This is a genomic window from Christensenella timonensis (assembly GCF_900087015.1).
Taxonomy (GTDB): domain Bacteria; phylum Bacillota; class Clostridia; order Christensenellales; family Christensenellaceae; genus Christensenella; species Christensenella timonensis.
Genome location: NZ_FLKP01000002.1, coordinates 2,195,897 through 2,217,721, shown reverse-complemented (window position 1 = coordinate 2,217,721; position 21,825 = coordinate 2,195,897). Strand labels below are relative to the sequence as shown.

General features: G+C 55.8%; 24 protein-coding genes. 9 read left to right on the top strand and 15 right to left on the bottom strand.

Going from position 1 to position 21,825, the window contains the following annotated elements; translation table 11 throughout:
• Genes hypD through BN6471_RS11915 form a run of 10 tightly spaced genes read right to left on the bottom strand, consistent with a single transcriptional unit; the run spans nt 1 to nt 8,934 of the window.
• Nucleotides 1-1,041 (bottom strand): hydrogenase formation protein HypD, encoded by a 1,041-nt coding sequence (hypD, locus tag BN6471_RS11960; RefSeq protein ID WP_066649432.1) that lies wholly within the window; start codon nt 1,039-1,041, stop codon nt 1-3.
• Entirely contained in the window at nt 1,038-1,250 is a 213-nt protein-coding gene (locus BN6471_RS11955; protein ID WP_066649430.1) for a HypC/HybG/HupF family hydrogenase formation chaperone, read from the bottom strand. The genes hypD and BN6471_RS11955 overlap by 4 nt, the downstream gene beginning before the upstream one ends.
• 12 nt (nt 1,251-1,262) lie before the next feature.
• Entirely contained in the window at nt 1,263-3,503 is a 2,241-nt protein-coding gene (gene hypF / locus BN6471_RS11950; RefSeq protein WP_066649428.1) for a carbamoyltransferase HypF, read from the bottom strand.
• A gap of 3 nt (nt 3,504-3,506) precedes the next feature.
• Nucleotides 3,507-3,848 (bottom strand): hydrogenase maturation nickel metallochaperone HypA/HybF, encoded by a 342-nt coding sequence (locus BN6471_RS11945; protein WP_066649425.1) that lies wholly within the window; start codon nt 3,846-3,848, stop codon nt 3,507-3,509.
• 2 nt (nt 3,849-3,850) lie between these two features.
• Entirely contained in the window at nt 3,851-4,240 is a 390-nt protein-coding gene (locus BN6471_RS11940; protein WP_082903475.1) for a 4Fe-4S dicluster domain-containing protein, read from the bottom strand.
• Between the two features lie 6 nt (nt 4,241-4,246).
• The gene (locus BN6471_RS11935) at nt 4,247-5,326 is read right to left on the bottom strand and encodes a hydrogenase large subunit (protein ID WP_066649423.1); all 1,080 of its coding nucleotides are present in this window, start codon (nt 5,324-5,326) and stop codon (nt 4,247-4,249) included.
• A gap of 16 nt (nt 5,327-5,342) precedes the next feature.
• Entirely contained in the window at nt 5,343-5,675 is a 333-nt protein-coding gene (locus BN6471_RS11930) for an NADH-quinone oxidoreductase subunit C (protein WP_066649421.1), read from the bottom strand.
• A 1-nt stretch (nt 5,676) separates the two neighbouring features.
• A complete protein-coding gene (locus BN6471_RS11925) occupies nt 5,677-6,123 on the bottom strand; it encodes an NADH-quinone oxidoreductase subunit B family protein (protein ID WP_066649419.1) in 447 nt (148 codons plus the stop codon).
• Nucleotides 6,124-6,151: 28 nt separating this feature from the next.
• Nucleotides 6,152-7,018 (bottom strand): respiratory chain complex I subunit 1 family protein, encoded by an 867-nt coding sequence (locus tag BN6471_RS11920; protein ID WP_066649417.1) that lies wholly within the window; start codon nt 7,016-7,018, stop codon nt 6,152-6,154.
• The gene (locus BN6471_RS11915; RefSeq protein ID WP_082903474.1) at nt 7,018-8,934 is read right to left on the bottom strand and encodes an NADH-quinone oxidoreductase subunit 5 family protein; all 1,917 of its coding nucleotides are present in this window, start codon (nt 8,932-8,934) and stop codon (nt 7,018-7,020) included. Before BN6471_RS11915 ends, BN6471_RS11920 begins: the two co-directional genes overlap by 1 nt.
• Nucleotides 8,935-9,247: 313 nt before the next feature.
• On the opposite strand from BN6471_RS11915, the gene BN6471_RS11910 reads away from it, so the two are divergent.
• The 3 genes from BN6471_RS11910 to BN6471_RS11900 are packed head-to-tail and all read left to right on the top strand — an operon-like array spanning nt 9,248 to nt 13,341.
• Nucleotides 9,248-10,957 carry an outer membrane protein assembly factor BamB family protein gene (locus BN6471_RS11910; RefSeq protein ID WP_066649415.1) on the top strand — a complete coding sequence of 570 codons (1,710 nt, stop codon included), beginning with the start codon at nt 9,248-9,250 and terminating at the stop codon, nt 10,955-10,957.
• A gap of 10 nt (nt 10,958-10,967) precedes the next feature.
• On the top strand, nt 10,968-12,638 hold the full coding sequence (locus tag BN6471_RS11905) for a ribulokinase (protein ID WP_066649413.1): 1,671 nt from the start codon (nt 10,968-10,970) through the stop codon (nt 12,636-12,638).
• Nucleotides 12,631-13,341, top strand: coding sequence for an L-ribulose-5-phosphate 4-epimerase (locus BN6471_RS11900; protein ID WP_066649410.1), 711 nt, complete (start codon nt 12,631-12,633; stop codon nt 13,339-13,341). Before BN6471_RS11905 ends, BN6471_RS11900 begins: the two co-directional genes overlap by 8 nt.
• Before the next feature lie 29 nt (nt 13,342-13,370).
• On the opposite strand, the gene BN6471_RS11895 is transcribed toward BN6471_RS11900, so the two are convergent.
• From BN6471_RS11895 to BN6471_RS11885, 3 genes are read right to left on the bottom strand one after another with little or no spacing between them, the layout of a single operon-like run.
• On the bottom strand, nt 13,371-14,354 hold the full coding sequence (locus tag BN6471_RS11895; protein WP_066649408.1) for a glycosyltransferase family 8 protein: 984 nt from the start codon (nt 14,352-14,354) through the stop codon (nt 13,371-13,373).
• A 1-nt stretch (nt 14,355) separates the two neighbouring features.
• Complete coding sequence (locus BN6471_RS11890) at nt 14,356-15,210, bottom strand: LicD family protein (RefSeq protein WP_066649406.1); 855 nt, start codon at nt 15,208-15,210, stop codon at nt 14,356-14,358.
• 50 nt (nt 15,211-15,260) lie between these two features.
• On the bottom strand, nt 15,261-16,319 hold the full coding sequence (locus tag BN6471_RS11885) for an AraC family transcriptional regulator (RefSeq protein WP_066649403.1): 1,059 nt from the start codon (nt 16,317-16,319) through the stop codon (nt 15,261-15,263).
• Nucleotides 16,320-16,432: 113 nt separating this feature from the next.
• Here BN6471_RS11885 and BN6471_RS11880 point away from each other — a divergent pair, with 113 nt between their 5' ends.
• From BN6471_RS11880 to BN6471_RS11860, 5 genes are all read left to right on the top strand, one after another.
• A complete protein-coding gene (locus BN6471_RS11880) occupies nt 16,433-17,983 on the top strand; it encodes a fucose isomerase (protein WP_066649400.1) in 1,551 nt (516 codons plus the stop codon).
• An 11-nt stretch (nt 17,984-17,994) separates the two neighbouring features.
• Nucleotides 17,995-18,402 carry a hypothetical protein gene (locus tag BN6471_RS11875; RefSeq protein ID WP_147554029.1) on the top strand — a complete coding sequence of 136 codons (408 nt, stop codon included), beginning with the start codon at nt 17,995-17,997 and terminating at the stop codon, nt 18,400-18,402.
• 5 nt (nt 18,403-18,407) lie between these two features.
• A complete protein-coding gene (locus BN6471_RS11870; protein WP_066649394.1) occupies nt 18,408-19,637 on the top strand; it encodes an aminotransferase class V-fold PLP-dependent enzyme in 1,230 nt (409 codons plus the stop codon).
• Nucleotides 19,634-20,047 (top strand): SufE family protein, encoded by a 414-nt coding sequence (locus BN6471_RS11865; RefSeq protein ID WP_242861862.1) that lies wholly within the window; start codon nt 19,634-19,636, stop codon nt 20,045-20,047. The genes BN6471_RS11870 and BN6471_RS11865 overlap by 4 nt, the downstream gene beginning before the upstream one ends.
• Nucleotides 20,048-20,154: 107 nt before the next feature.
• The gene (locus BN6471_RS11860; RefSeq protein ID WP_066649387.1) at nt 20,155-20,556 is read left to right on the top strand and encodes a VOC family protein; all 402 of its coding nucleotides are present in this window, start codon (nt 20,155-20,157) and stop codon (nt 20,554-20,556) included.
• 43 nt (nt 20,557-20,599) lie between these two features.
• Here the strand turns inward: BN6471_RS11860 and BN6471_RS11855 are convergent, their stop codons facing one another.
• Entirely contained in the window at nt 20,600-21,121 is a 522-nt protein-coding gene (locus BN6471_RS11855) for an SLOG family protein (protein WP_082903473.1), read from the bottom strand.
• A gap of 96 nt (nt 21,122-21,217) precedes the next feature.
• Between BN6471_RS11855 and BN6471_RS11850 the strand changes: the two genes are divergently transcribed.
• The gene (locus BN6471_RS11850; protein WP_066649385.1) at nt 21,218-21,439 is read left to right on the top strand and encodes a helix-turn-helix domain-containing protein; all 222 of its coding nucleotides are present in this window, start codon (nt 21,218-21,220) and stop codon (nt 21,437-21,439) included.
• A 44-nt stretch (nt 21,440-21,483) separates the two neighbouring features.
• Here the strand turns inward: BN6471_RS11850 and BN6471_RS11845 are convergent, their stop codons facing one another.
• Entirely contained in the window at nt 21,484-21,663 is a 180-nt protein-coding gene (locus BN6471_RS11845) for a hypothetical protein (protein WP_066649384.1), read from the bottom strand.
• Between the last annotated feature and the right edge of the window lie 162 nt (nt 21,664-21,825).

Sequence of the window (21,825 nt, the reverse complement as noted above, 5' to 3'; positions counted from 1 at the left end):
CTATCCCCTGTGGTTGATAAAGTATTGGTAACAGCTGCCTTCGGAAGAAACCATACAAGCGCCCAATGGGGCCTGCGGGCTGCACGTGGCGGCGAACGAAGGGCACTGGGAGGGAAGGATCTTCCCCGTCAGTACCTGTGCGCAATGGCACTGCGCATTGGTATGGTCGAGGGTAAGGCCTGCGCTGCCCGCGTCGTAGTGCATATATGCTTCCCTGAGCTTCATGCCGGAAGCGGGTATGAGGCCCATGCCGCGCCACGCAGCGTCGCATGGCGCAAAATATTTTGCAGTGACCTCCTGTGCCTTCCGGTTGCCGTGCGCCGTGACGACGGAAGGGTAGAGGTTCAAAACGCCGGGCCTGCCGCGGCGGATGACCAACGCATAGATCGACGCGAGCAGGCTTGCGCCCTCAAACCCCGCGACGGCAAAGGGGATGCGGTATGCCTGTGACAGGGCGTTGAATGCGTCGCTGCCTGTGATGACACTGACGTGGCCGGGCGCCAAAAAGCCGTCGATGGAGCCGGACTGGCGGCACACCCAACCGACCGCCGCGGGCATCGTCTTGAGGGCAGTGAGCAGGCGGATGTTGGATATGCCCCGCTTTTCCGCTTCCTCAAGGAGCAGGGCGTAAGCAGGTGTCGTCGTTTCAAAACCGACGGCGGCGAACACGAAGGTGGTATCCGGTTCGCTTTGTGCAAGGACGAGCATATCGGCGGGAGCGTAGACCATACGGACGTCCCCGCCGTCCGCGCGCGCGTCGCTGAGGCTTTCGCGCGTTCCGGGCACGCGCAGCATATCCCCAAAGGAAACGACCGCATATCCCGGTTTTCGCGTCAATGAAACCAAACGGTCGATGTAGTCTGTGACGGTGACGCACACAGGGCAGCCCGGGCCGGAGACCAGGCGGATCTTTTCAGACAGCATGCCCGGGATGCCGTTCCTTGCGATCTGGGCGGTATGCGTGCCGCACACCTCCATCAGGCGCATAGGCGGCCCGTCGTATTCTTTTAAAAAGCGTTTGATCTCGTCTAGGCTGGTCATAGGTTTTCGATCTCCGCAAACAATTCCTCCAGGGATTGGTGCTCCTCCTGCTTCAGCTTTTGCAGGATACAGCCCGCATGCACCAACACATAGTCGCCCGGCTTTGCTTCGACAAGCCCGGCGCGCGCTTTGACCAGGTTACCGTGAAAATCCACTGTGGCGGTCGTCCCTTCTACGGAAACGACCTTGCCGGAGGTGGCAACGCACATAAAAATCTCCCCTTACTGTTCTTTGTTCAGGGCGGCAAAATATGCCTGCCCAAGCGATATCCCACCGTCGTTACATGGAACGGCGGAATTGATGTATACTGAAAAGCCGTCCTGCCCGAGCAGGGAAACGCACTGCTTTAAAAGAAGCTCGTTTGCGAACACGCCGCCCGAAAGCGCGACGCGGTTTTCGCGCGTACCGGCACGGATCGCGCGGCAGACATCGAGCGTCACAGCGGCCACGGCCTGATGGAAGCCGAGCGCAAGCGCGCGGACGTCTGCATTGGGACGGGCGAGCGCCAGCGCGCGGATGAGCGGCAGGCGGTCTATGATAAATGCGCCGCCTTTTTCCACAAAGCCCAAGGGAAGCGGGTAGGGCGCAATGCCTTGCTGCTGTGCCGCATGCGCGCAATTTTCAAGGGCAATGGCACATTCGCCTTCATAACTATTATAACATTTGAGGTCAAGGAGCGCGCTCACTGCATCGAACAAGCGCCCCATACTGGAGCTTTGGGAAAGATTGGCCTGGGAGCGGAGCGCGCTGCCGACCGTTCCAAAGCGGCTGTCCGCGCTGGAAAGGCCGCAGGCGTGCAGGTGGCAGAGGGCGTTGAGCCCGGCGTCCTGCGCGATTGGATCGCCGCCTGTGAGCGCAATGGGCGCAAGATATCCCGCACGATGCATGGTATCCGCCCGGCAAAGCAGGAATTCGCCGCCCCACACGCTGCCGTCCGTACCGCAGCCCGTGCCGTCGAAGGCTACGCCGATGCACGAGGAAAGGCTGTGCTCCGCCATGACAGACAGGATATGCGCATGGTGGTGCTGTACATATACAAGCGGGATATTCCGCTCTTCCGCCATTTTTTGCGCGATGGCGGCGGAATGGTAGGCGGGATGCAGGTCGCACACGATTTTCTGCGGCCGTATGGAAAACAAATCCTCCATGTGCGCAAAGCTGTCGCGGTAGTTTTGCTGCACGCCGTATTGTTCCATATCGCCCAGGTATTGGCTGAGGTACGCCCGCTCGCCCGCTGCGAGGCAAAAGCAAGCCTTTAGGTCTCCGCCCGCCGCAAAAACAGGGGACGGCAGCGCATCCGGCAATAAAACAGGAAGGGGGACATAGCCCCGGCTGCGCCGCACCAGCTGCGCCTTTCCGCAGGCGACGCGCGCCACGGAATCGTCCAGCGGGACGCGTATTTCGCGGGTGTTGTAAAGTACGCCATCCAGGTAAGGCGAGGACAGCGACAACATATCCTTATCCCGCGTGATAATGGGCAGCGAAGAGATGTTGCCGCTCGTCATGACGAGCGGGCCGCAGGCATCGGTTAGGAGCTGGTGCAAAGGCGTGTACGGCAAAAAAGCGCCGAGCTTGCGGCTGTCGCCGCTGACCGGATCACAAAACATTTCCTTTGTCTTGTCAAGCAGTACGATGGGGCGGGCAGGGGACAAAAGAAGCGCCTGCTCGTCCGCGCTTACATGGCACATGCCGCGGATGGAGCCGATATCCGCAAACATCACGGCAAAGGGCTTTTGATCGCGCTGCTTTAACCGGCGCAGGCGCCTGACCGCCTTTTCGCTTGTGGGCAGGCAGGCAAACTGGTAGCCGCCGATCCCCTTTACGGCAAGCAACGCGCCGCTGTTTAAGAGATCGGCCGCGCGCGTAAGGGCGGCCTCTTTTTCGTATGCGCCTGTTTCATCGCGCAAGATAAGCTGCGGGCCGCAGTCGTGGCAGGAGATCGTCTGGGCGTGTTTCCTGCGCGTATCGCCGGTATATTCCTCCGCGCAGGCAGGACACATGGGGAAATCCGCCATCGTGGTCGTTTCGCGGTCGTACGGCAGGTCTTTGATGATGCTGTAGCGCGGGCCGCAGGCGGTACAGCTGGTGAACGGATAACGGTAGCGCCGGTTTTGCGGGTCGCTAAGCTCTGCATGGCATTTTTCGCACATGGGCAGGTCTGCGGGGACAAGCGGCGTTTGCGCCGCATCCGCATCGCTTTTGACGATACGGAACGTATCGAAAGCCTGCTCGGGCAGGGGGATGCATGTGACGCTGATCACCTGTGCAAAGGACGGCGCTTGTGACTGGAGGCGATGGACAAAGCTGTCCATCGCCTCCTTTTGCGCCGTTGCAATGATTTTTACGATACCGCCGCTGTTGCGCACGCTGCCTGTGATATGGAGCTGCTTTGCCAGCCGCGCAACGAACGGGCGAAACCCGATGCCCTGTACCATACCGAGCACCGTGATCCCAAGCGTCATATACTATTCTCCTTCAATGCTGTCGATCGCCATTTCCTTGCCGATCTCACTGGGCTCGCCCTGTGTGTTGCAGTGCGGGCACTCGAAATGGAAGGGTTTGCGCACAAAAAGCTCGTGGCAGTTGGGGCAGCGCAGCATGGCCTTGACGGGACGGACGGAAATTTCCGCGCCCTCGCAGATCGAGCCCTGCGCGGCCTCTTCAAAGTGCATGGCGATGCTGTCGCCGGAAAACCCGGAGCTCTCGCCGATTACCAGGTTGATCTTCGTTACTTTTTGATATCCTTTTGCTTTTGCCTCGTCTACGGCATGTTCTATGATATGGATCGCTTCATGGTATTCGTGCATATTTATTTTTCCTCCGTTTGCTCTTTTTGCGGCGCTGCTTCCTCGGCTCCAGAAACGCCCTGCGCGAAATTGTCTTCATATTTTTCGCCTGCGGGCTGCGGATAGGCCGTCAGCATGTGCAGGCACTTTTTGGGGCAGCTCTCTACGCAGCTTGCGCACTGGATGCATCCAAACCGCTCGATCGCCCAGTTTTTCTGGGCCCGGTCAACTGTAATAGCATCTGTAGGACACTTCCTCGCGCACAGCCCGCAGAAGATACAGTCGCCGATATCGATGCTGATTTGGCCGCGCGTACGCTCCGGATAGACGCGGGGCACGGCGGGATAGTTGCGCGTTGCCGGCTTGCTGAACAAATTGCGCATCACGGTTTTTGTGAAGTTCATGATATTCATATTGCGTTACCTCTCGGTGCAGCTGATGCACGGGTCGATCGTCAGGATGAGGATAGGCACGTCCGCCAGCTGGCAGCCCTTCAGTGTTTCCAACATCCCCGGCAGGTTGGCGAAGGTGGGGGTGCGCACGCGCACGCGCTCCAAAAACTTGGTGCCGTTGGCTTTGGAATAATAGATCGCCTCGCCGCGCGGCTGCTCGACGCGCATCATGAATTCGCCGTCCGGCATGCCTTTGATCGGGATGGCGACCTCGCCGTCCGGGATCTTTGCCGCTGCCTGGCGGATGATGTCTATGGACTGGTATATCTCGCGGATGCGCACGTCGCAGCGCGCATAGCTGTCGCCCACGTCGCTGGTGATAGGCTCAAAATCGATGTCCGGGTATGCCGCATAACCCATCTTACGCGTATCGAGGGCAATGCCGCTCGCGCGCATGAACGGGCCGACGGCGCCTAAGTCGTGCGCCTGCTCCTTTGTGAGGAAGCCCACGCCCTTTAAGCGGCTGGCCACGGCGTAGTCGTCTAAAAACGCGCGGCATACAGGCTTTAGCTCTGCTTCGATATCGTCAAAGACGACAAGGAACTGTTTTAGCATACCTGCGTCCATATCCTTGCGCTGCCCGCCGATCTTATTGACGGAAAAGATGACGCGGCCGCCCGTCGAATATTCAAACATATCGAGAATCTTCTCGCGCACGCGCCACGACTGCATGAACAGGCTCTCGTAACCGAAGGCGTCCGCCAGCAGTCCCAGCCACAAAAGGTGGCTGTGTATGCGGGACATTTCGCACCAGATGGTTCGCAGGTACTTTGCGCGGGGCGGGAGCTCCAGCTCCATGATGCGCTCGATGGATTCGCAGTAGCCCATGCCGTGCATAAAGCTGCAAATACCGCAGATACGCTCCGCTACATATACATATTCCTGGAAATCTTTTTTCTCCACCAGCTTTTCAAGGCCCCTGTGGACAAAACCGATGGAAGGGATCGCTTCTATGACCTTTTCGTCCTCAAGCACAAGATCCAGGTGGATCGGTTCCGGCAGGACTGGGTGCTGGGGACCGAAAGGTACGATGCTGCGTTTAGGCATTGTGCTGTTCCTCCTGCTATTTAAAAGGCGATTTGTCCTTGATCCGGTAGAGATTGCCCTCGTAATCCAGGGTGATCATCTTGATGTGGATCCCGAACAGGTCGTGGATTTCGTTTTCGTATAAAAACGCGGGTTCGTAGATGTTGCTGATGCTCATGACCTCTGTGCCCGGGCTGATGTGCATGCGCAAATTCTTTAAGTCGTACCCCTTGGCAAAGGAATAGGTGAGCTCGTACCCGCCTTCTACCTTTGTGGCGCAGATCTGCACCAGGCGGTATCCGCCGTATTTCAGATTCAGCACGTCGGACACGAGGCTGCCCGGCCCGATCTTTACTACCTTGTTTTCCATATCACGCCTCCCTTTCTTCTTCGTCCTGCATGGCCTTGCGCTTTTCATCGAGCAGGGCGACCGCCTTGACGACGCCGTCGATGATGGCCTCCGGCCGTGCGGCGCACCCGGGGACGTAGATATCGACGGGAATGGTGGTATCCACTCCGCCGATGATATTATAACATTCTTTGAAGATCCCGCCGTTGCACGCGCAGATGCCGACCGCCACGACGACCTTCGGCGAGGGCATCTGGGAATAGATCTGCTCGACCACGGGCTTGTTTTGGTCGTTGATCCCGCCGGTGATGAGGAAGATATCCGCATGCTTGGGATTCCCCGTGTTGATGACGCCGAACCGCTCCACGTCGTAGACGGGGGTCAGGCAGGCGAGCACTTCGATATCGCAGCCGTTACAGCTGGAACCGTCATAATGCAGCAGCCACGGCGATTTGGAAACATTGAACATTTGATATACCTCTTTATTATGTATCGCGCTATTTCACAAGCGCGAGGATCAGCAGGTTGGTGCACCCGGCGACCAGCGTCACGAGCCATGCGGATTTTAACATGCTCTGCCACTTGACGCGCGGGAATACGTTGTCGACCAGGATTTCCAGGAAATAGGCGACGGCGCACACGCCGACGGCGATGAGTACGCTCTGCCACGGGCTGTAGACGACGAACAGGCCGACAACGCCCAAAAGGAAGATGTTTTCGTACCAGTGGGCGATCTCCACTAAGCCGAGGATGTTGCCCGACAGCTCTGTCGTGATCCCCTTGACCATTTCCTGGTGCGCATGGTGCGACGTGCTTAGGTCAAAGGGCGATTTACGGAATTTGATCGTCAGGATATACAGGAAACCGCCGAAGATGCCCGGCAGGTACATGATCGCGGGCGTATCGCCGGCGGCGATCGTGGAAACGCCGAAGCTCCCGGTGGCGACGTAAAAGCCGATGGCCACCAAAAGAACCATGGGTTCGTACGTCATGACCTGCAAAAGCTCACGCTGCGCGGCCATGGCGCTGAACGGGGAATTGGTGGAGCAGGCCGACATGATAAAGAATATCTCGGCCAGCGTCAGGGCAAAGAACACGAGCAAAAGGTCGCCGCCCCAGAAAAAGAGCGCGCCTGTGAACACGACAAACAGCAAAAACCCGACGACCAGGAAATCCTGTACGCGGTTGACGACAAGGGCCTGCTTTTTGAACAGCTTGGCTACGTCGTAGATGGGCTGCATCAGCGGGGGGCCCTGCCTTCCCTGCATGCGCGCGGTGATCTTGCGGTCGGCGCCCTGCAAAAAAGCCCCTAAGAAGGGCGCGAGTATGATGTACAACAGCATCGTTACAACCTGCCAGTTCATTACGCCGCACCTCCGATCGTCAGGATCATTAATATGACCATCGCCGCTGTGGAAAGGATGAGCGAAAGGTTGAGGATTTTACGCTCGCCGAAGAGGTCGGTCATATACCAGTTGGTAAGGTACATTTGCTTTGGTTTGCCGAACGAATCGGTAAAGCTGCGGTCGTCGCCCGTATTGACGCCGCCCATGTAGGAATGGACGTAGGTGTTGTTTTTGCTGATGGGCAAAAAGCGCACCGCAATGGGCAGCAAGGCCATCAATATGAGCATCATGACCATGATGGTCAGGTTGCCCGGCCCGATAATGGCGGGCATGGTGATGTGGAACATCCCGGAGAGGAACGGTTCGATAAAATACGTGGACAACAGCGGAAAGGTGACACACAATACGACCATGATCACGCTGTGGCACAAAAGCGAAAACCATTCGCTTTTCTTGGTGATGTTTTTGATCGGTTTGGAATTGTGGTGCATCGAAACGAGCGTGCCCAGCCACTTCGTCCAATAAAAGAACGTGGTCGCGCTGCCAAAGATCAGGAAGATCACCAGCAGGATACTGTTGGAATCGACAAAGGCTTTGAGGGCCGCCCATTTGGAGATCAGCATGCCGAACGGGGCTAAGAACATACCCGCGATACCGATGATCATCACATAAGCGAGCCGCGGGAGCTTGACGATCAGCCCGTGCATATCTTCGATGTTGCGGCTTCCAAGGCTGTTTTCCACCGCGCCGACAGATAAGAACATCAGCGATTTGGAAACGGCATGGAAGATCATCAGCAGGACGCCCGCCCACACGGCTTCATACATACCCACGCCTGCGCAGGCCGTAATGAGGCCGAGGTTGGACACCGTGGAATAGGCAAGTACCTTTTTGCCGTCGCTTTGCGAGATGGCCAGCAGCGAGGTGGCAAAAAACGTAAAGCCGCCGATCGTCGTCACCATCAGCCCCCCAAGGTTCCCGTAGAGGGCGGGGGATAACCGCAGCAATAAAAAGACGCCGGCCTTTACCATCGTTGCGGAATGCAGCAGCGCGCTCGTAGGCGTAGGCGCGACCATCGCGCCCAAAAGCCAGCCCGAAAAGGGCAGCTGCGCACTTTTGGTGAGCCCTGCAAACGCCAGGAGGATGACCGGTATGATGGCATATGTGACATTGGAGCCCAAAAGAACGAGGCTTTGCAAATCAGCGATGTGCAGCTGCAGCGCGCAGTATACGATGGCGATGGCAAAGCCGAGGCCGCCGAGAAGGTTCATCCACAGGGCCTTGAAGGAATTTTTGACCGCTTCTTCCGTCTGGTTGTAGCCGATGAGCAGGAAGGAGCACAGGCTCGTGATCTCCCAGAAAAAGTACATCCATGTGAGGTTGTTGGAAAACACGAGGCCGAACATGGCGCCCAGGAATACGAAAAGCATGGCGAAGAAAAACGAACGCCTGTCCTTATATTCGGAGTGGTGCGCCTTGTAATCTTTCATGTAGCCCATGGCATAGACGCAGATCAGGCAGCCGACCACGCCGATAATGAGGCACATGATGATGGTCAGGTTATCTGAAAAAATGTGCGCTGCGGGCTGCACGTCGCCCTGGCCGCCGAGCTCCAGCCATGTGATGAGCAGCGTCTGGACAACGGAAAGGATCGCGCAGTAATATTTGCGGTATTTGAAGCTATAATAGCAGATGAGCGCCATGAGCAGCCACTCGATGACCAATATCAGCGTATCGAGGGAGTGGGTTTCCGGCAAATAGGACACGGTATGGCCAATGGAAAGGCTTTGCGCCACGAAATAGATGACCGCAGCCACGATGATACCGCAGAATACGAACAACGTATTCCTGCGCACGGGAGTCCCCCTGCGCATGAAGGCCAGCACGAGCGCCGCCGCAAAAGGAAATAAAATCAAAAATGCAATAATCGTCAAAAGATTGCCCCCTCAAAATCAGTGTAACGGTCCTTGCGATTTTACTGGAAAATGCCGCATACTTATCTGATTTTACTATAATATAATATCAAGCCGCCCGCCTGAAAAGAGCGCCAGGCCGCTGCGGCTCATCGATGGTTTTTGCGAAAACCATATTAATACTACTGCACAATACTTGCGATGTCAATTAAAGTTGCAATTAAATAGGAAGAAAAAATCACCCGAAGAAACGGGCGCTTTATTTGAACTTTTTGGGGGATCATTATATAATGAAAACCAGTGATCGTAATACGAAAAAAGGCAGGATAAGGATATGGCGTGGATCATCGTTTTGGTTGTATTGGCAATACTTATTATAGCGGGCGGGGCCTATGTGAAGAACCGCCGTTATGGGAAAAAGACGCGCGGGAGCATGCAGGGAACCTACTGCCCGAAAGCGCAAAAGGATGCGGACGGCGAAAAACCGTACGCGACGCAGGGGACGAAGCCGGAAAACATGGGCTTTGTGACGCGGCTTTGTGTGGACGGCAAGGAAGTCCCGGTGGATTCTTACAGGCGCGCAGTGCCCATAAACTTTGGCGAAGGGGACGAATACACACAGCTCGAGGGTATCGTTACCTTCCGCGGCAATAACTACAGGGACACGGCCAGCTATGGCAGAGCGGTGATCAGGGAAAGAAAGCTCGATCCCGATTATTGGCACATCAAGACAGGCTTCCTGGAAAAAAGCGACCTAAGCAAGGGCAAGGGTTCGGCCGTTTGGTCGGGCAGCGGATGGACAGGACAGCCGCTGATCGTGCGCTGGGACGAAAAGACGCGCAGGGTCATGAACCTTTACCCTGAAAAAAAGGAAAAGGACGGGCTTGTCGAGGCGATCTACGCGACGATGGACGGGAACGTTTATTTTATCGACATCGAGGACGGGACGCCTACGCGCGACACGCTTACGCTCGGCTTGCCCTTTAAAGGCGCCGGGGCGATCGACCCGCGCGGCATCCCCATGCTGTTCGCGGGCGCGGGGGATTCGTTGCCCGATTCTTACGGCGAGGCGGGATATGCGCGCGCCTTTTTCTGCAGCCTGACGAATTTTGATACGATGTACGAGCTGGGGGCAAAAGACCCCTTCTCGCCGCGCATCTTCCATGGGTATGACAGCTCCGCGCTGGTGCACGCGCAGACGGACACGCTTTTTTACCCGGGCGAGAACGCGGTCATCTATTCGATGAAGCTGAATACCAAATTCGACAACGAAACGGGCAAGCTCACGATCGATCCGTCGGAGATGGTCAAGTGGACGTACAACACAAACCGTACCTGCGAGGAAAGCTTCTGGTGGGGCATGGAGGATTCCGCCGTCATCTGGAAGCAGTATATGTACATCGCGGACAACGGCGGCAACATGATGTGCATGGATTTAAATACCATGCAGCTCGTGTGGACGCAGGATACGCTCGACGATACCAACGCCTCTCCCGTGTTCGAGGAGGAAGCGGACGGGAGCAAGTACCTGTATGTGGCGCCGTCGCTGCATTGGCAGAAAAACGCTTCCAGCAATACGGGAAAGATATCGATCTTCAAACTGAATGCGATCAACGGCGAGGTCGTATGGGAAAAACCGTACGACGTGCACACCGTATATGGCGTATCCGGCGGCGTGCAGGCAACACCCGTGCTGGGCAAGGGCAGCATTTCGGATTTGCTGGTCGTGCCGGTGGCGCGCATGCCGTATAAACCGAACGGGGTGCTGGTCGCCCTCGATAAGAAGACGGGCGAGGAGCGCTGGGTATTCGATATGAAGGCGTACGCGTGGAGCTCGCCTGTAGCGGTTTACGCACAGGACGGTACGGCGTATATCGTGCAGTGCGACAGCAAGGGCAATGTATACCTGATAGACGGCCTCACAGGTAAGGTATACGACAAGATCAACGTCGGTGCGAACGTGGAAGCGTCGCCCGCGGTATTTGAAAACACGATCGTGGTCGGTACGCGCGGCTCGCAGATCGTAGGGATTAAAATAAGGTAAGGAGAACAATATGGCAAAGTATTCTATTGGTATCGATTATGGCACGCTTTCCGGGCGCGCGCTGCTGGTCAATGTGGAAACGGGCGAAGAGATCGCGACGAGCGTATACGACTATCCGCACAAGGTGATGGACGAAGCGCTTCCCAGCGGGAAAAGGCTGGGCGTGGATTTCGCGCTGGAGCACCCGCGCGATTACCTCGATGTGATCGAAAAGACTGTGCCGGCTGTCCTTCGTGAAAGCGGCGTTTCGGCAGACGACATCATCGGCGTGGGCGTGGATTTTACATCTTGCACGGTGATGCCGGTCAAGGCGGACGGTACGCCCGTATGCTTCCTTCCCGGATTTGAGGACAACCCGCACGCGTATGTGAAGCTGTGGAAACACCACGCCGCGCAGGACAAGGCGAACAAATTGAACGAAATCGCCGCTGCGCGTGGGGAAAAGTGGCTGGCGCGCTATGGGAACAAAATATCTTCGGAATGGGTGATCCCCAAAATATGGCAGATACTCTCCGACGCGCCGGAGGTATACGAGGAGATGGATCGCTTCATTGAAGCGGCGGACTGGCTGGTGTGGCAGCTGACGGGAAAGGAAACGCGAAACTCGTGCTGCGCGGGTTATAAGGCGATCTGGCATAAACAGGACGGGTACCCGTCCAAAGAATTTTTTGCGGCGCTTGACCCGCGGCTGGAAAACGTGGTGGAGGAAAAGCTGGGCACGGATATTTTGCCGCTGGGAAGCCGCGCGGGCGGTATCACGGAAGAAATGGCGGCTAAGACGGGCCTGCGCGCAGGAACGCCTGTGGCTGTGGGCAATGTGGATGCGCATGTGTGCGTGCCTGCGGTAGGGATCGACGGCCCGGGCAAGATGCTCGCGATCATGGGCACATCGACATGCCATATCCTGATGTGTGAAAAAGAATGCAGCGTGCCGGGAATATGCGGTTATGTGGAAGACGGCGTGATGCCGGGGCTCGTCGGCTATGAGGCGGGACAGTCTTGCGTGGGCGACCATTTTGCATGGCTGGTAAAAAACTGTGTGCCGCCGCGTTATTTTGAAGAAGCGGAAAAGGAAGGGCTGGATATCCATGCGTACCTGCAAAAGAAGGCGGGCGAGCAGAAACCGGGCGAAAGCGGGCTGCTGGCGCTTGACTGGTGGAACGGCAACCGCAGCGTGCTGGTGGACGTCGACCTGACGGGGATGATGCTCGGCATGACGCTGACGACCAAGCCGGAGGAGATGTACCGTGCGTTGGTGGAGGCGACGGCATATGGAACGCGCAAGATCATCGAGAATTTCGAGGAGAACGGCGTGCCTGTGGATGAATTCTATGCATCCGGCGGGATCGCGGAAAAGAGCGCGTTTGCGATGCAGATTTATGCGGATATCATCAAAAAACCGATCAGGATATCGGGCAGCGCGCAAGGGCCGGCACTGGGAGCCGCGATCTTTGGCGCAGTGGCGGCAGGAAAAGAAAACGGCGGGTATGACAGCGTCTACGATGCGGCGCGCGCGATGGGTAAATTGAAGGACGCCGTCTATACGCCGAATGAGGAAAACACAAAGACATACGACAAGCTTTACGCGGAATATGACGTGCTGCACGATTATTTTGGCAGGGGCGGCAACGATGTGATGAAACGCTTGAAAGAGATCAAGAAAGGCGCCCAAAATGCTTGAAGGATTAAAGAGGGAAGTATATGAAGCGAATATGCTCCTCCCGAAATACGGACTGGTCACTTTTACATGGGGCAATGTGTCCGGTATCGACAGGGAAAAGGGCTTATTGGTGATCAAGCCGTCCGGTGTGGAATATGGAAAATTACGCGCCGAGGATATGGTGGTTGTGGATCTGGAGGGAACGGTCGTGGAAGGAACCTTGAATCCGTCCTCCGATACGGATACGCACATCGCGCTCTACAGAAATTTTGAAAGCATCGGCGGGATCACGCATACGCATTCGCGCTGGGCGACGGCATGGGCGCAGACGGGCAGGGGCCTGCCCGCGTATGGCACGACGCATGCGGATTATTTATATGGCGAGGTGCCGTGTACGCGCGCATTGACCGCAGAGGAAATCCAGGGCGAATATGAGCGGAACACGGGAATGGTCATCGTGGAGACGTTCCGGGGGGCTGGGATCGATCCGGCGATGATGAACGCGGTGCTCGTCAAAAGCCATGGGCCGTTCGTCTGGGCGGAGGACGCCGCCAAATCGGTGGAAAAAGCGGTTGTGCTCGACGAGGTGGCGATGATGGCGTTTGTGGGCGAAAGCATCATGGGCGGCGCGATGCCGCCGATGCCCGGCGAGCTGCTGGACAGGCATTACCTGCGCAAGCACGGGAAAAACGCTTATTACGGGCAACAAAGGAATAAAGATTGAAAAGAGGCTGCCATATGGCAGCCTCTTTTTTACTTTTTCAATTGTTTGGCGCGCCGCCGCATGAACGCGGGGATGAGCGCGTCGATGATCTTATAGCGGAGCATGGGGAAGGGCTTTGTTACTGTGTTGAAAAGCTTAAAGCACTTAAAATAAGCCCCCCAGCCTTCCTCCATCGGTAGATCCGCCCATGGCGTCATCTTAAGGTAACGGAGGAAATCGTTGGCGTATCTGTGCGTATTGCCCGCCCGCCACGGCCGTTCCTCGCCGAGGTAATGGACGATCGCCGGGTTTGCCTTGGCGTCGTCGTATTGCCGCTGCGTGATGTACGCAGCGGGAGCCGCGAGTTTTTGCAAGGTACGGTAGGGGTAAAAATCAAAGGTATTACAGTAGTTATACTGCGGGGGCAATGCACAGATCTCGCCGGAAAGCGAGCCGTTGATCGCGTCCTGGTCGGGGGCAAAAAGCTTTCCGCCGCGCTCCTTGTAAAAGGCAAGGATGCGCTTTCCCGTTTCCTCTTCGCGCCATTTCTTAAGGTCGATGAGCAGCACCCCCGAATTGAAATAAGGATTGCTGCCCATGCCGAGGGATTCGCGCCGGGAACGCGTGACCGTTGGTTCGATACAAGCGCCGACCACGCTCTTTCCCATATCCGTCTGCCACAGCGCCGAAAGGCTCGTGCGCACGATGGTATCCCCGTCGAGGTACAAAACGCGCTTTACTTCTGCGGGCAGGAGTTTATCCAGTATGAGGCGGGCGACAACGATGTTGCTCCAGCCGAGGGTATCGATATCAAAATCGAGGTGGTCGCGCACATCGCCGATCTCGATGATGGACAGGGAACGGCCGTATCGCTGTGCAAATTGCCCGAGCTTTTCCTTGTTTTCGCCGGTAATCCCCGACGATGCGATGTAAATGTGCACATCGGCAGCATCCCTGTTGTTTTCAAAAACAGAGCACATGGACGCAGCGACCTGCGGCACGAATTTATCGTCCGTCGTATAAAAAACATTCATGTCATTCGTCTCCAAATTCCAGCACGGCGGGATAATGGTTGGTGCGCTCTTCCTCGGGCGGCAGGGTCATATAGTCGCCGAATTGCAGCGTGAGGTGCGGATGGGGATCGCGCGGCATGCTGATCGTCGTATCTTCAAAGGGCATTTCCTGCGGCGGGAACAGATCGGACTTCAGAAAATACATTTTGTCCGGTGCCATGCCCGAAAAATCCGTCACATAGGTATCCTCAATGTCCTCATACATGCGGGCCGCCTTTAAGTAACGCCGGTACAAGGATTTTTTGGAAATACGGAACAGCTTTAATATACCGTGCACCGTATGCGCGGCGGCGGACGCAAGAGAGCGTTTGGCGCCGGTCAAAGTGTCCGGAAGCTTAACTTCTCCATAGTCGCGCATGACGCACATGCGCGCCCAAAACCATGCTTTTTTGATCTGCTTCGCCCGCTTCTTTTCGTCCATGGCGAGCACGTCGTAAGGAAAGATATCGAGGAATATCCCTGACGTATAGGTGCGGTTGGTGTCCGTCGCTTCCAAAAATACAGTCCCGCGTTTGGAAAGTTTGGCAAAGGGCAGGACATAACCGTCCGTGTTTTCGATGGTCAGCAGGTCGTATTTATCGCCCAGCTCATTCGGCGCGACGGACAGGAAACGTTCGTAGTCGCTGCGCAGCATGCATACGTCGATGTCGTCGTCCCATGGGATGAAACCCTGGTGGCGGACTGCGCCGATGGCCGTGCCGCCAAAGGCAAAATAAGGAATGCCGTACTTTGCGCAGATCGCCTTGAAATCTTTGAGGATGTCAAGGATCACGCCCTGGACCCGCTTTAAGGTCTGTGGATCATATTCGTGTGCCATATGGATAACCCCAATCTTTTTTGTTACAGAATGGTTTTATTATATGCTATTTAGATGTTGAATTCAAGAAAGGATGGGTTATTCAGCTGTTTGCGCCAGCGCGCGGGCGTTACGCCGAATTCCTTTTTGAATGCGCGGTGGAAATTGCTTAGATCGTGGAAGCCGGAGCCTTCGGCGACCTCTTGTATGGTGAGGGCTTTGTTCTTGAGCAGTGCGCACGCCTTTTTGAGGCGCATGTGCAGCAAAAGCTCGTTGAAGGAACGCCCGGTGTTTTTCTTGACCATGCGCTGCAACCCGCTTGTGCTGTAGTGGAATTTTTCCGCCGCAGAATTGAGTGTTGCGCTTTTAAAATGGTCGGTCATGTAATTGAGCACGCCGATCATGTCGCCGGACGTTTCTTCCGTCCCGCTGAACCCGAAATCGCTTAAGTGGAAGCGCAGAAGGCGCACGCACAGCCATTCAAACTGGATATTTAGCAGCCGCGCGGAATAATCGTCCTGCGACAGGCTGTCCAGGTACATCTGGTAGATCCAGCCGCGCAGGTCGCTGTCACCCGCGGTCTTGAAGTGCAGGTAACCGCCTTGGTGGTTACCGTAGATGATGTGCGCAAAAAACGCGGACAGCAGGTCGTTGTGATTGAGCAGCGACAAAAATACCGTGTCGAACGTCGAGCGGCGCGCAATGATGTGGAACACGATGCAGTCGTCCTCGAAGATGTCCATGCGGTGATAAGTGCCCGGCGCGTGCAAAAACAAATCCCCCTCGCCGATCTCGTAGGGCGTATCGTCGATGTATTCCGTGCAGCTGCCCTGGTAGACGTACACAAACTCGATGAATTCGTGGCTGTGGTTTTTGACGGGCATATAGCGCGGATGCAGCTGGATACTCACGTCCGCGCCGCCGGGGATCATGATGTCTTCCTCGAAGCGGTTGACGCTCTTGGAAAAATTCGCGTACAGCGTCGTTTTGTCTTCACGGAACGCGCGCACGTCAAAATCCCGTACCGTATCGATGGACAGGCCTTCGGAGAGCAGCGGGTCTAAATCCAGCCCCTGCTCGTAAAAATATTTGCATAGTTGTTCGTTTGGCGTAAGCGGAATATGTATCATCGCAACATCGCTCCTCGTAACCAATATACCACAAAAGTTGCCCCGATATGCAATATTTCATCTTTCTTTTTACTGATATGATGTAGACAGAAAGAAAAAAGGGAGGTTTCCACATGATCAAAAAAGCAAATACCGTAAAACTCAACGTAAAGCCGGTGTTTATCGCGCTGGTACACAAATATTTCTATGAGGGGCCGTGCCGCTTCGGCAAGGGCGACGCGCTTCAGCCCGGATATGACGCGATCATGGAACGCGAGATGTACAAGCAGTTCTGCGAGGACGTGAAAAACTATATGCCACAGGAGGTCAACATCTTAGAGCCCGTATATGTGGAGCGCTATGACGACTGGAACCAGGAAGACGAAATGTACGAAAAAATCATGGAGGACAATGACCGGACGGATCTTTATTTGTTCCGCACGTACATTGGCCGCAATGAGATCGTACTGGAAATCGCACAACGCACCAAAAAGCCTGCTGCGGTAGTCCCCACCGCGTGCTGCGAGGTACTCGCGCTTTCGGCCGCGCTTTCGAGCCGCGGCCTCGAATTCTACGCGGCGCGCACATGGCCGGAGCTGGCGACCGACCTGAAGGCGCTGCGCCTGCGCAAGGTGCTTCACAACACGAACGTACTTTTGAGCTCGCGCTTCAATTCGACGATGTCGTTTTCCAGCGTGGACACGTTCCGCTCCTTAGACGATGTGACGGCAAAGCTGGGCGTGAAATTCCGCTACAAGAACATCCACGAGCTGTTAGACCAGATGTCGCCGGCGGTTGAGGGCGGCAACCCCACCACGCCGGGCCGCGAAACGCCCGATTTGACGGAAGAGGATATGGCGGAAGTAAAACGCCTCGCGGACGAGATGACGCGCGATGCGAAGGAAGTACATGTAGACAGGGAATTTTTGGAGAAGTCGCTGATCGCGTATGTGACGGTCAAAAAGAACCTCGATATGGCGGACTGCAACGCGTTTACCGTGCCGTGCCCGGACGTATGCTCTACGCGGCGCATCAACGAACAGCAATTCACGTTTTGTATGACACATTCGCTCTTAAACGAGCAGGGCATCCCGTCGGCATGCGAATATGATATCAACGCGCTGCTTTCGATGATGCTGCTTACGGGCGTTTCGTATAAAGCGCCGTACATGGGAAACTGCGTACCGCTCCCGATGGAGAACGGCAAATTAAACCGCGACGCGGTCGAAAGCTCGTTCTTTGTACACGAGGAAGACTTGGACGCGATCGAAAAGCGCGGCGGGCTTAACGACCTTTACGTGGTCGAACATTCCGTGCCCAACCGCAAGATGCACGGCCTTGACGGGGAGCAGGCAGATTTCGCCATCCGCCACTTTGCATATGAGCAGGGCTTTGGCGCGGTGCTGCGCTACGATTTCAACAAGGACGTTGACCAAGTGATCACGATGGCGCGTTTTTCGCCCGACGTGAAAAAGCTGTTCGTGGGCAAGGGAACGATCGTTGGCGGCGGCGGTTATGATTACGACAACTGCAACACGGCGGTATACTTCAAGCCGCAAGACCAAAAGACGTTCTATGACGCGCAGAAATATGTGGGCAACCACATGCCCCTCGTATATGGCGACTATACGCAGGAGCTGAAACGGCTGGGCGAAATCTTAGGACTGGAAGTCATCGAGGCATAGGTAAAATGGACGTGAGCATCAAAGAAAGGCTTTTGCAATCAAAGGAGGCCGCTGCGCGCACAGCGGCGGCCATCCTTGCAAACAGTGCGCCGACAAAGGAGTTTTTGCACGAACACCTGCGGCAGTATTTGGAGCGTAAATTTATGCTGGAGGAAGGCGAATGTGCATCGGACGACATTGACGAGCTTTCAAAGGCGAGCATAGCAAAAAGCTTGAAGATCAGCAAGGAGCTTTTGAAGGAGGTCGACCTTGCGACCAGCTGCGAGGGAGCCACGTCCGCGACCATCAAGAAGGTACTGTTTTTTATGGCGGTGCAGCGGGAGCTTGGCATCAGGCTTTCGCCGGACGACATCGCGCAGGTAAGGACGCTTAAAGACCTGGCAGGACTGGTTTTGCCCGCGCTGTGCGCGAAGGGGTGAAGGAAATGGGCACAATGGAAGGTTGCAGGAAGGATTTCCCCATATTGGGGGAAAAGGTGTACGGGCGGCCGCTCGTATACCTCGATAATGCCGCGACGACGCATGCGCCGCGGCAGGTGCTCGATGCGGTGCGTGCCCATTATGAACACGAGCACGCCAATGTACACCGCGGCATCCATTACCTGAGCGAACGCGCAACGCAGAAGATGGAGGAGGCCCGCGGCGCGGTGGCGGCGTTTATCGGCGCGCACAGCAGCAGCGAGGTCATCTTTACGCGCGGCACGACGGACGCAATCAACATCGTCGCGGACGGCATACAGCCGGACGTCGGCGAGGGGGACGAGATCGCCGTATCCGTACTGGAACACCATTCCAACTTTGTGCCGTGGCAGCAGCTTTGCAAACGCAAAAACGCGAGGCTGCGCGTGATCCCCGCGCCGGACGGAGAGATCGACATGCAGGCATACCGCGGGATGCTTAAAGAACGGACGAAGCTGGTGGCGGTCACGCAGGTATCCAACCTGACAGGCACGGTCATGCCGCTTGCAGGGATCATTTCCCTGGCGCACGAAAAAGGTATCCCCGTTTTAGTGGACGGCGCACAGGGCGTAAGGCACGCGGGCACAGATGTGAGCGCGCTGGACTGCGATTTTTATTGCTTTTCCGGGCACAAGATGCTGGCGACGACAGGGATCGGCGTATTGTACGGGAAGCGGGAACAGCTCGAGCGGCTTATGCCCTCGCGCTTCGGCGGCGGCATGGTGGACGTGGTGACGGTGGGCAAGACGACGTTCGCGCCCCTGCCCGCGCGCCTGGAGGCGGGAACGCCCGATTTTGCGGGAACGGTCGCGCTCTGCGCGGCGGTGTCGTACATACAGCAGCTTGGACGCGAAGAGATCGGCAGGCGGGAAAGCGGGCTGCTCGCCTATGCGGAGCATAAGCTTGGACAAATCGAGGGCTTACATATCTTGGGACAACCGGTAAAAAGGGAAGGGGTACTTTCCTTTTGGATGCAGGGAGTCCATTCGTATGACATGGCAAGCATGCTCGACAAGCTGGGGATCGCGGTGCGCTCGGGCAGCCATTGCGCGCAGGTCGCGCTGCAAAGCTTTGGGCTTACGGAGGTGACGCGCGTCTCGCCCGCGTTTTATAACACGGAGGCGGAAATCGACACCTTGTGCACGGGTATTGAAAAATCGGCGGCGATGCTGCGCAAATGGGGAGGCAGGCTATGACGATCAGGGAAAAAGAACAACGATTTATCGACGATTTCAATGAGCTTGGAGACTGGTTTTTGCAGTATGAGTACCTGATCGAGATGATATGCGGCATGGCGGAGCTGCCCGAAGCATTGCGCACGGATGAAACGCGCGTGGCGGGCTGCCAGTCGGGCGTATGGCTCGCGATGGAATTTAAGGATGGCAGGGTGAGGATACGCGCGCACAGCGACGCGCTGATCATCCGGGGCATCCTCGCGGTGGTGGTATCGCTGCTTGACGGACGCACGCCGGAGGAGATCTGCGCCTATGAGATGCGTTTTATAGACGAGACGCCGCTCAAGGAACAGATGTCCACCGACCGTTTCCGCGGCATGGCGGCGGTGGTCTGCGAGATCAGGGAATTTGCGGCAAAACAACCAAAGTGAAGAATGGGAACAGGCATGGGAAAAGCTTGTTCCTTTTATTTTTTCATGGTATATTGTGAAGGAAAACAAGCATTGGTAAAAATAATACGGACAGGAGCTTTCGGGCAATGGGATTGAAACTGGAAACGATGTGTATCGTTTTGGATTCGGGCGATGCGGAGGAACTATCAGGGTTTTATGAAAAATTACTTGGCTGGAAACGGCAGGACTATACGCCCGGCGACGAATGGATCGTGGTGAACAGCGGCAAACGGGACGGGACGCCGGAGCTGATCTTCCAGCAGGCCGAGCATTATACGAAACCCGTATGGCCCGCCGCCGAAGGCCGGCAACAGCAAATGGTGCATCTGGATTTCCATGTTGACGACCTGGAGGAAGGCATAAGGCATGCGATCGCTTGCGGCGCGCAGCTCTCGCCCGTTCAATTAGAGGATGAATGGCGCGTGATGCTAGACCCCGCGGGACATCCTTTCTGCATCCTGCCCAAAAGATATCCGAACGCCGATTGAAGCTGAATGGTTAAAAAGCCGGCCTGGAAAACAGGCCGGCTTTTTATATGCTGTTGGGATCGAGCAGGGAGAGGGACAGGTTTTGTTTGCGCGCATACTCTACCGTGTAGCCGGTACCGCCAGCGGACTTGCCATCCGACAGTGCGACGAGGCAGCTCGCGTGGTCGACCATGAAGCGGTTGCGCGCGAGATAGCAGCCGTCGGTATAGCGCTGCTGCAAAGTGATGACCTTATGGGCGCGGGCAAGGATGGCATCGTACTTTTGAAGCGCCTGCTTTGGCCATCCCTTTGTTTGCGCGGCGTGGGGCAGCACGCAAACGAGCCGGACGGGACGGGCAAGCACAGCGTCGATCTCTAATACGTGGGAGGCAAACAGCATATCCGCGCCCTGCGCCATGCCGCAAAGGAACGTATCGCAGCGTTCGTCCAGTATCCGTGGGAGAAGGAGGTCCGTGAGCCGTGAACGTAGCCGCCGGCACCACGCTTCGTCCGTGAGGAGGGGAAGCTTGTGCGGGCGCGGGCCGCTGAAACAACAGGTCGTTTCTTTCTTAATGTTTATATCCATTTGATTCACCTCAATAATAGTATATCACATTTTGCTAGTTATAAACTAGCAAAATATTCCATGAGTTTAGCATAAAATGATATTGAGGGACATTGCATGGAAGATAGATTCAAATCCTATTTTAAACAAATTGGAAATAACATAAGAAAATATAGGAAAGCAAAACATTGGACGCAACAAGAGCTTGCCGATGAGGTTGGAATGAGCCGTGGCTATCTTAGCCAGATTGAGGCATCTACCAACAAGGCAATGTTAAGTGTCTATATGTTAATTGCGATTGCAGAGGCGCTTGATATTGCGCCAAGAGAGTTGCTATAAAAATAATAAAAACCGGCTTCCGAGGGGAGCCGGTTTTTTTGGTATCATTCTTTTTCTTCGGATTCGTATTTTTTTGCTTCGCTTGTTTCGCGCTCGCGTTCGCGGTGCTTTTCGATCTCTTCTTTAAGCTGCGCGCGCTCCCTGCTGTTTTCAGCCTCGTATGCGTCGCGCCCTTTGCGGATCTCGTTATTATGAACCGCAGAGCGGTGTCCTTGCTCGGTCATGGCGTATCTCTCCTTTAAGGAACGTTGGTTTTATACATAATACACGGATCGCATTGTTCCTAAACAGGCAAAAATTGAATTAACGTTAAACTAAAATGACTTGTCCGGAATAAACACGCCACGGGAGAAAATTGCGGCGGGTTAATGGGAAAGTCTGGAACA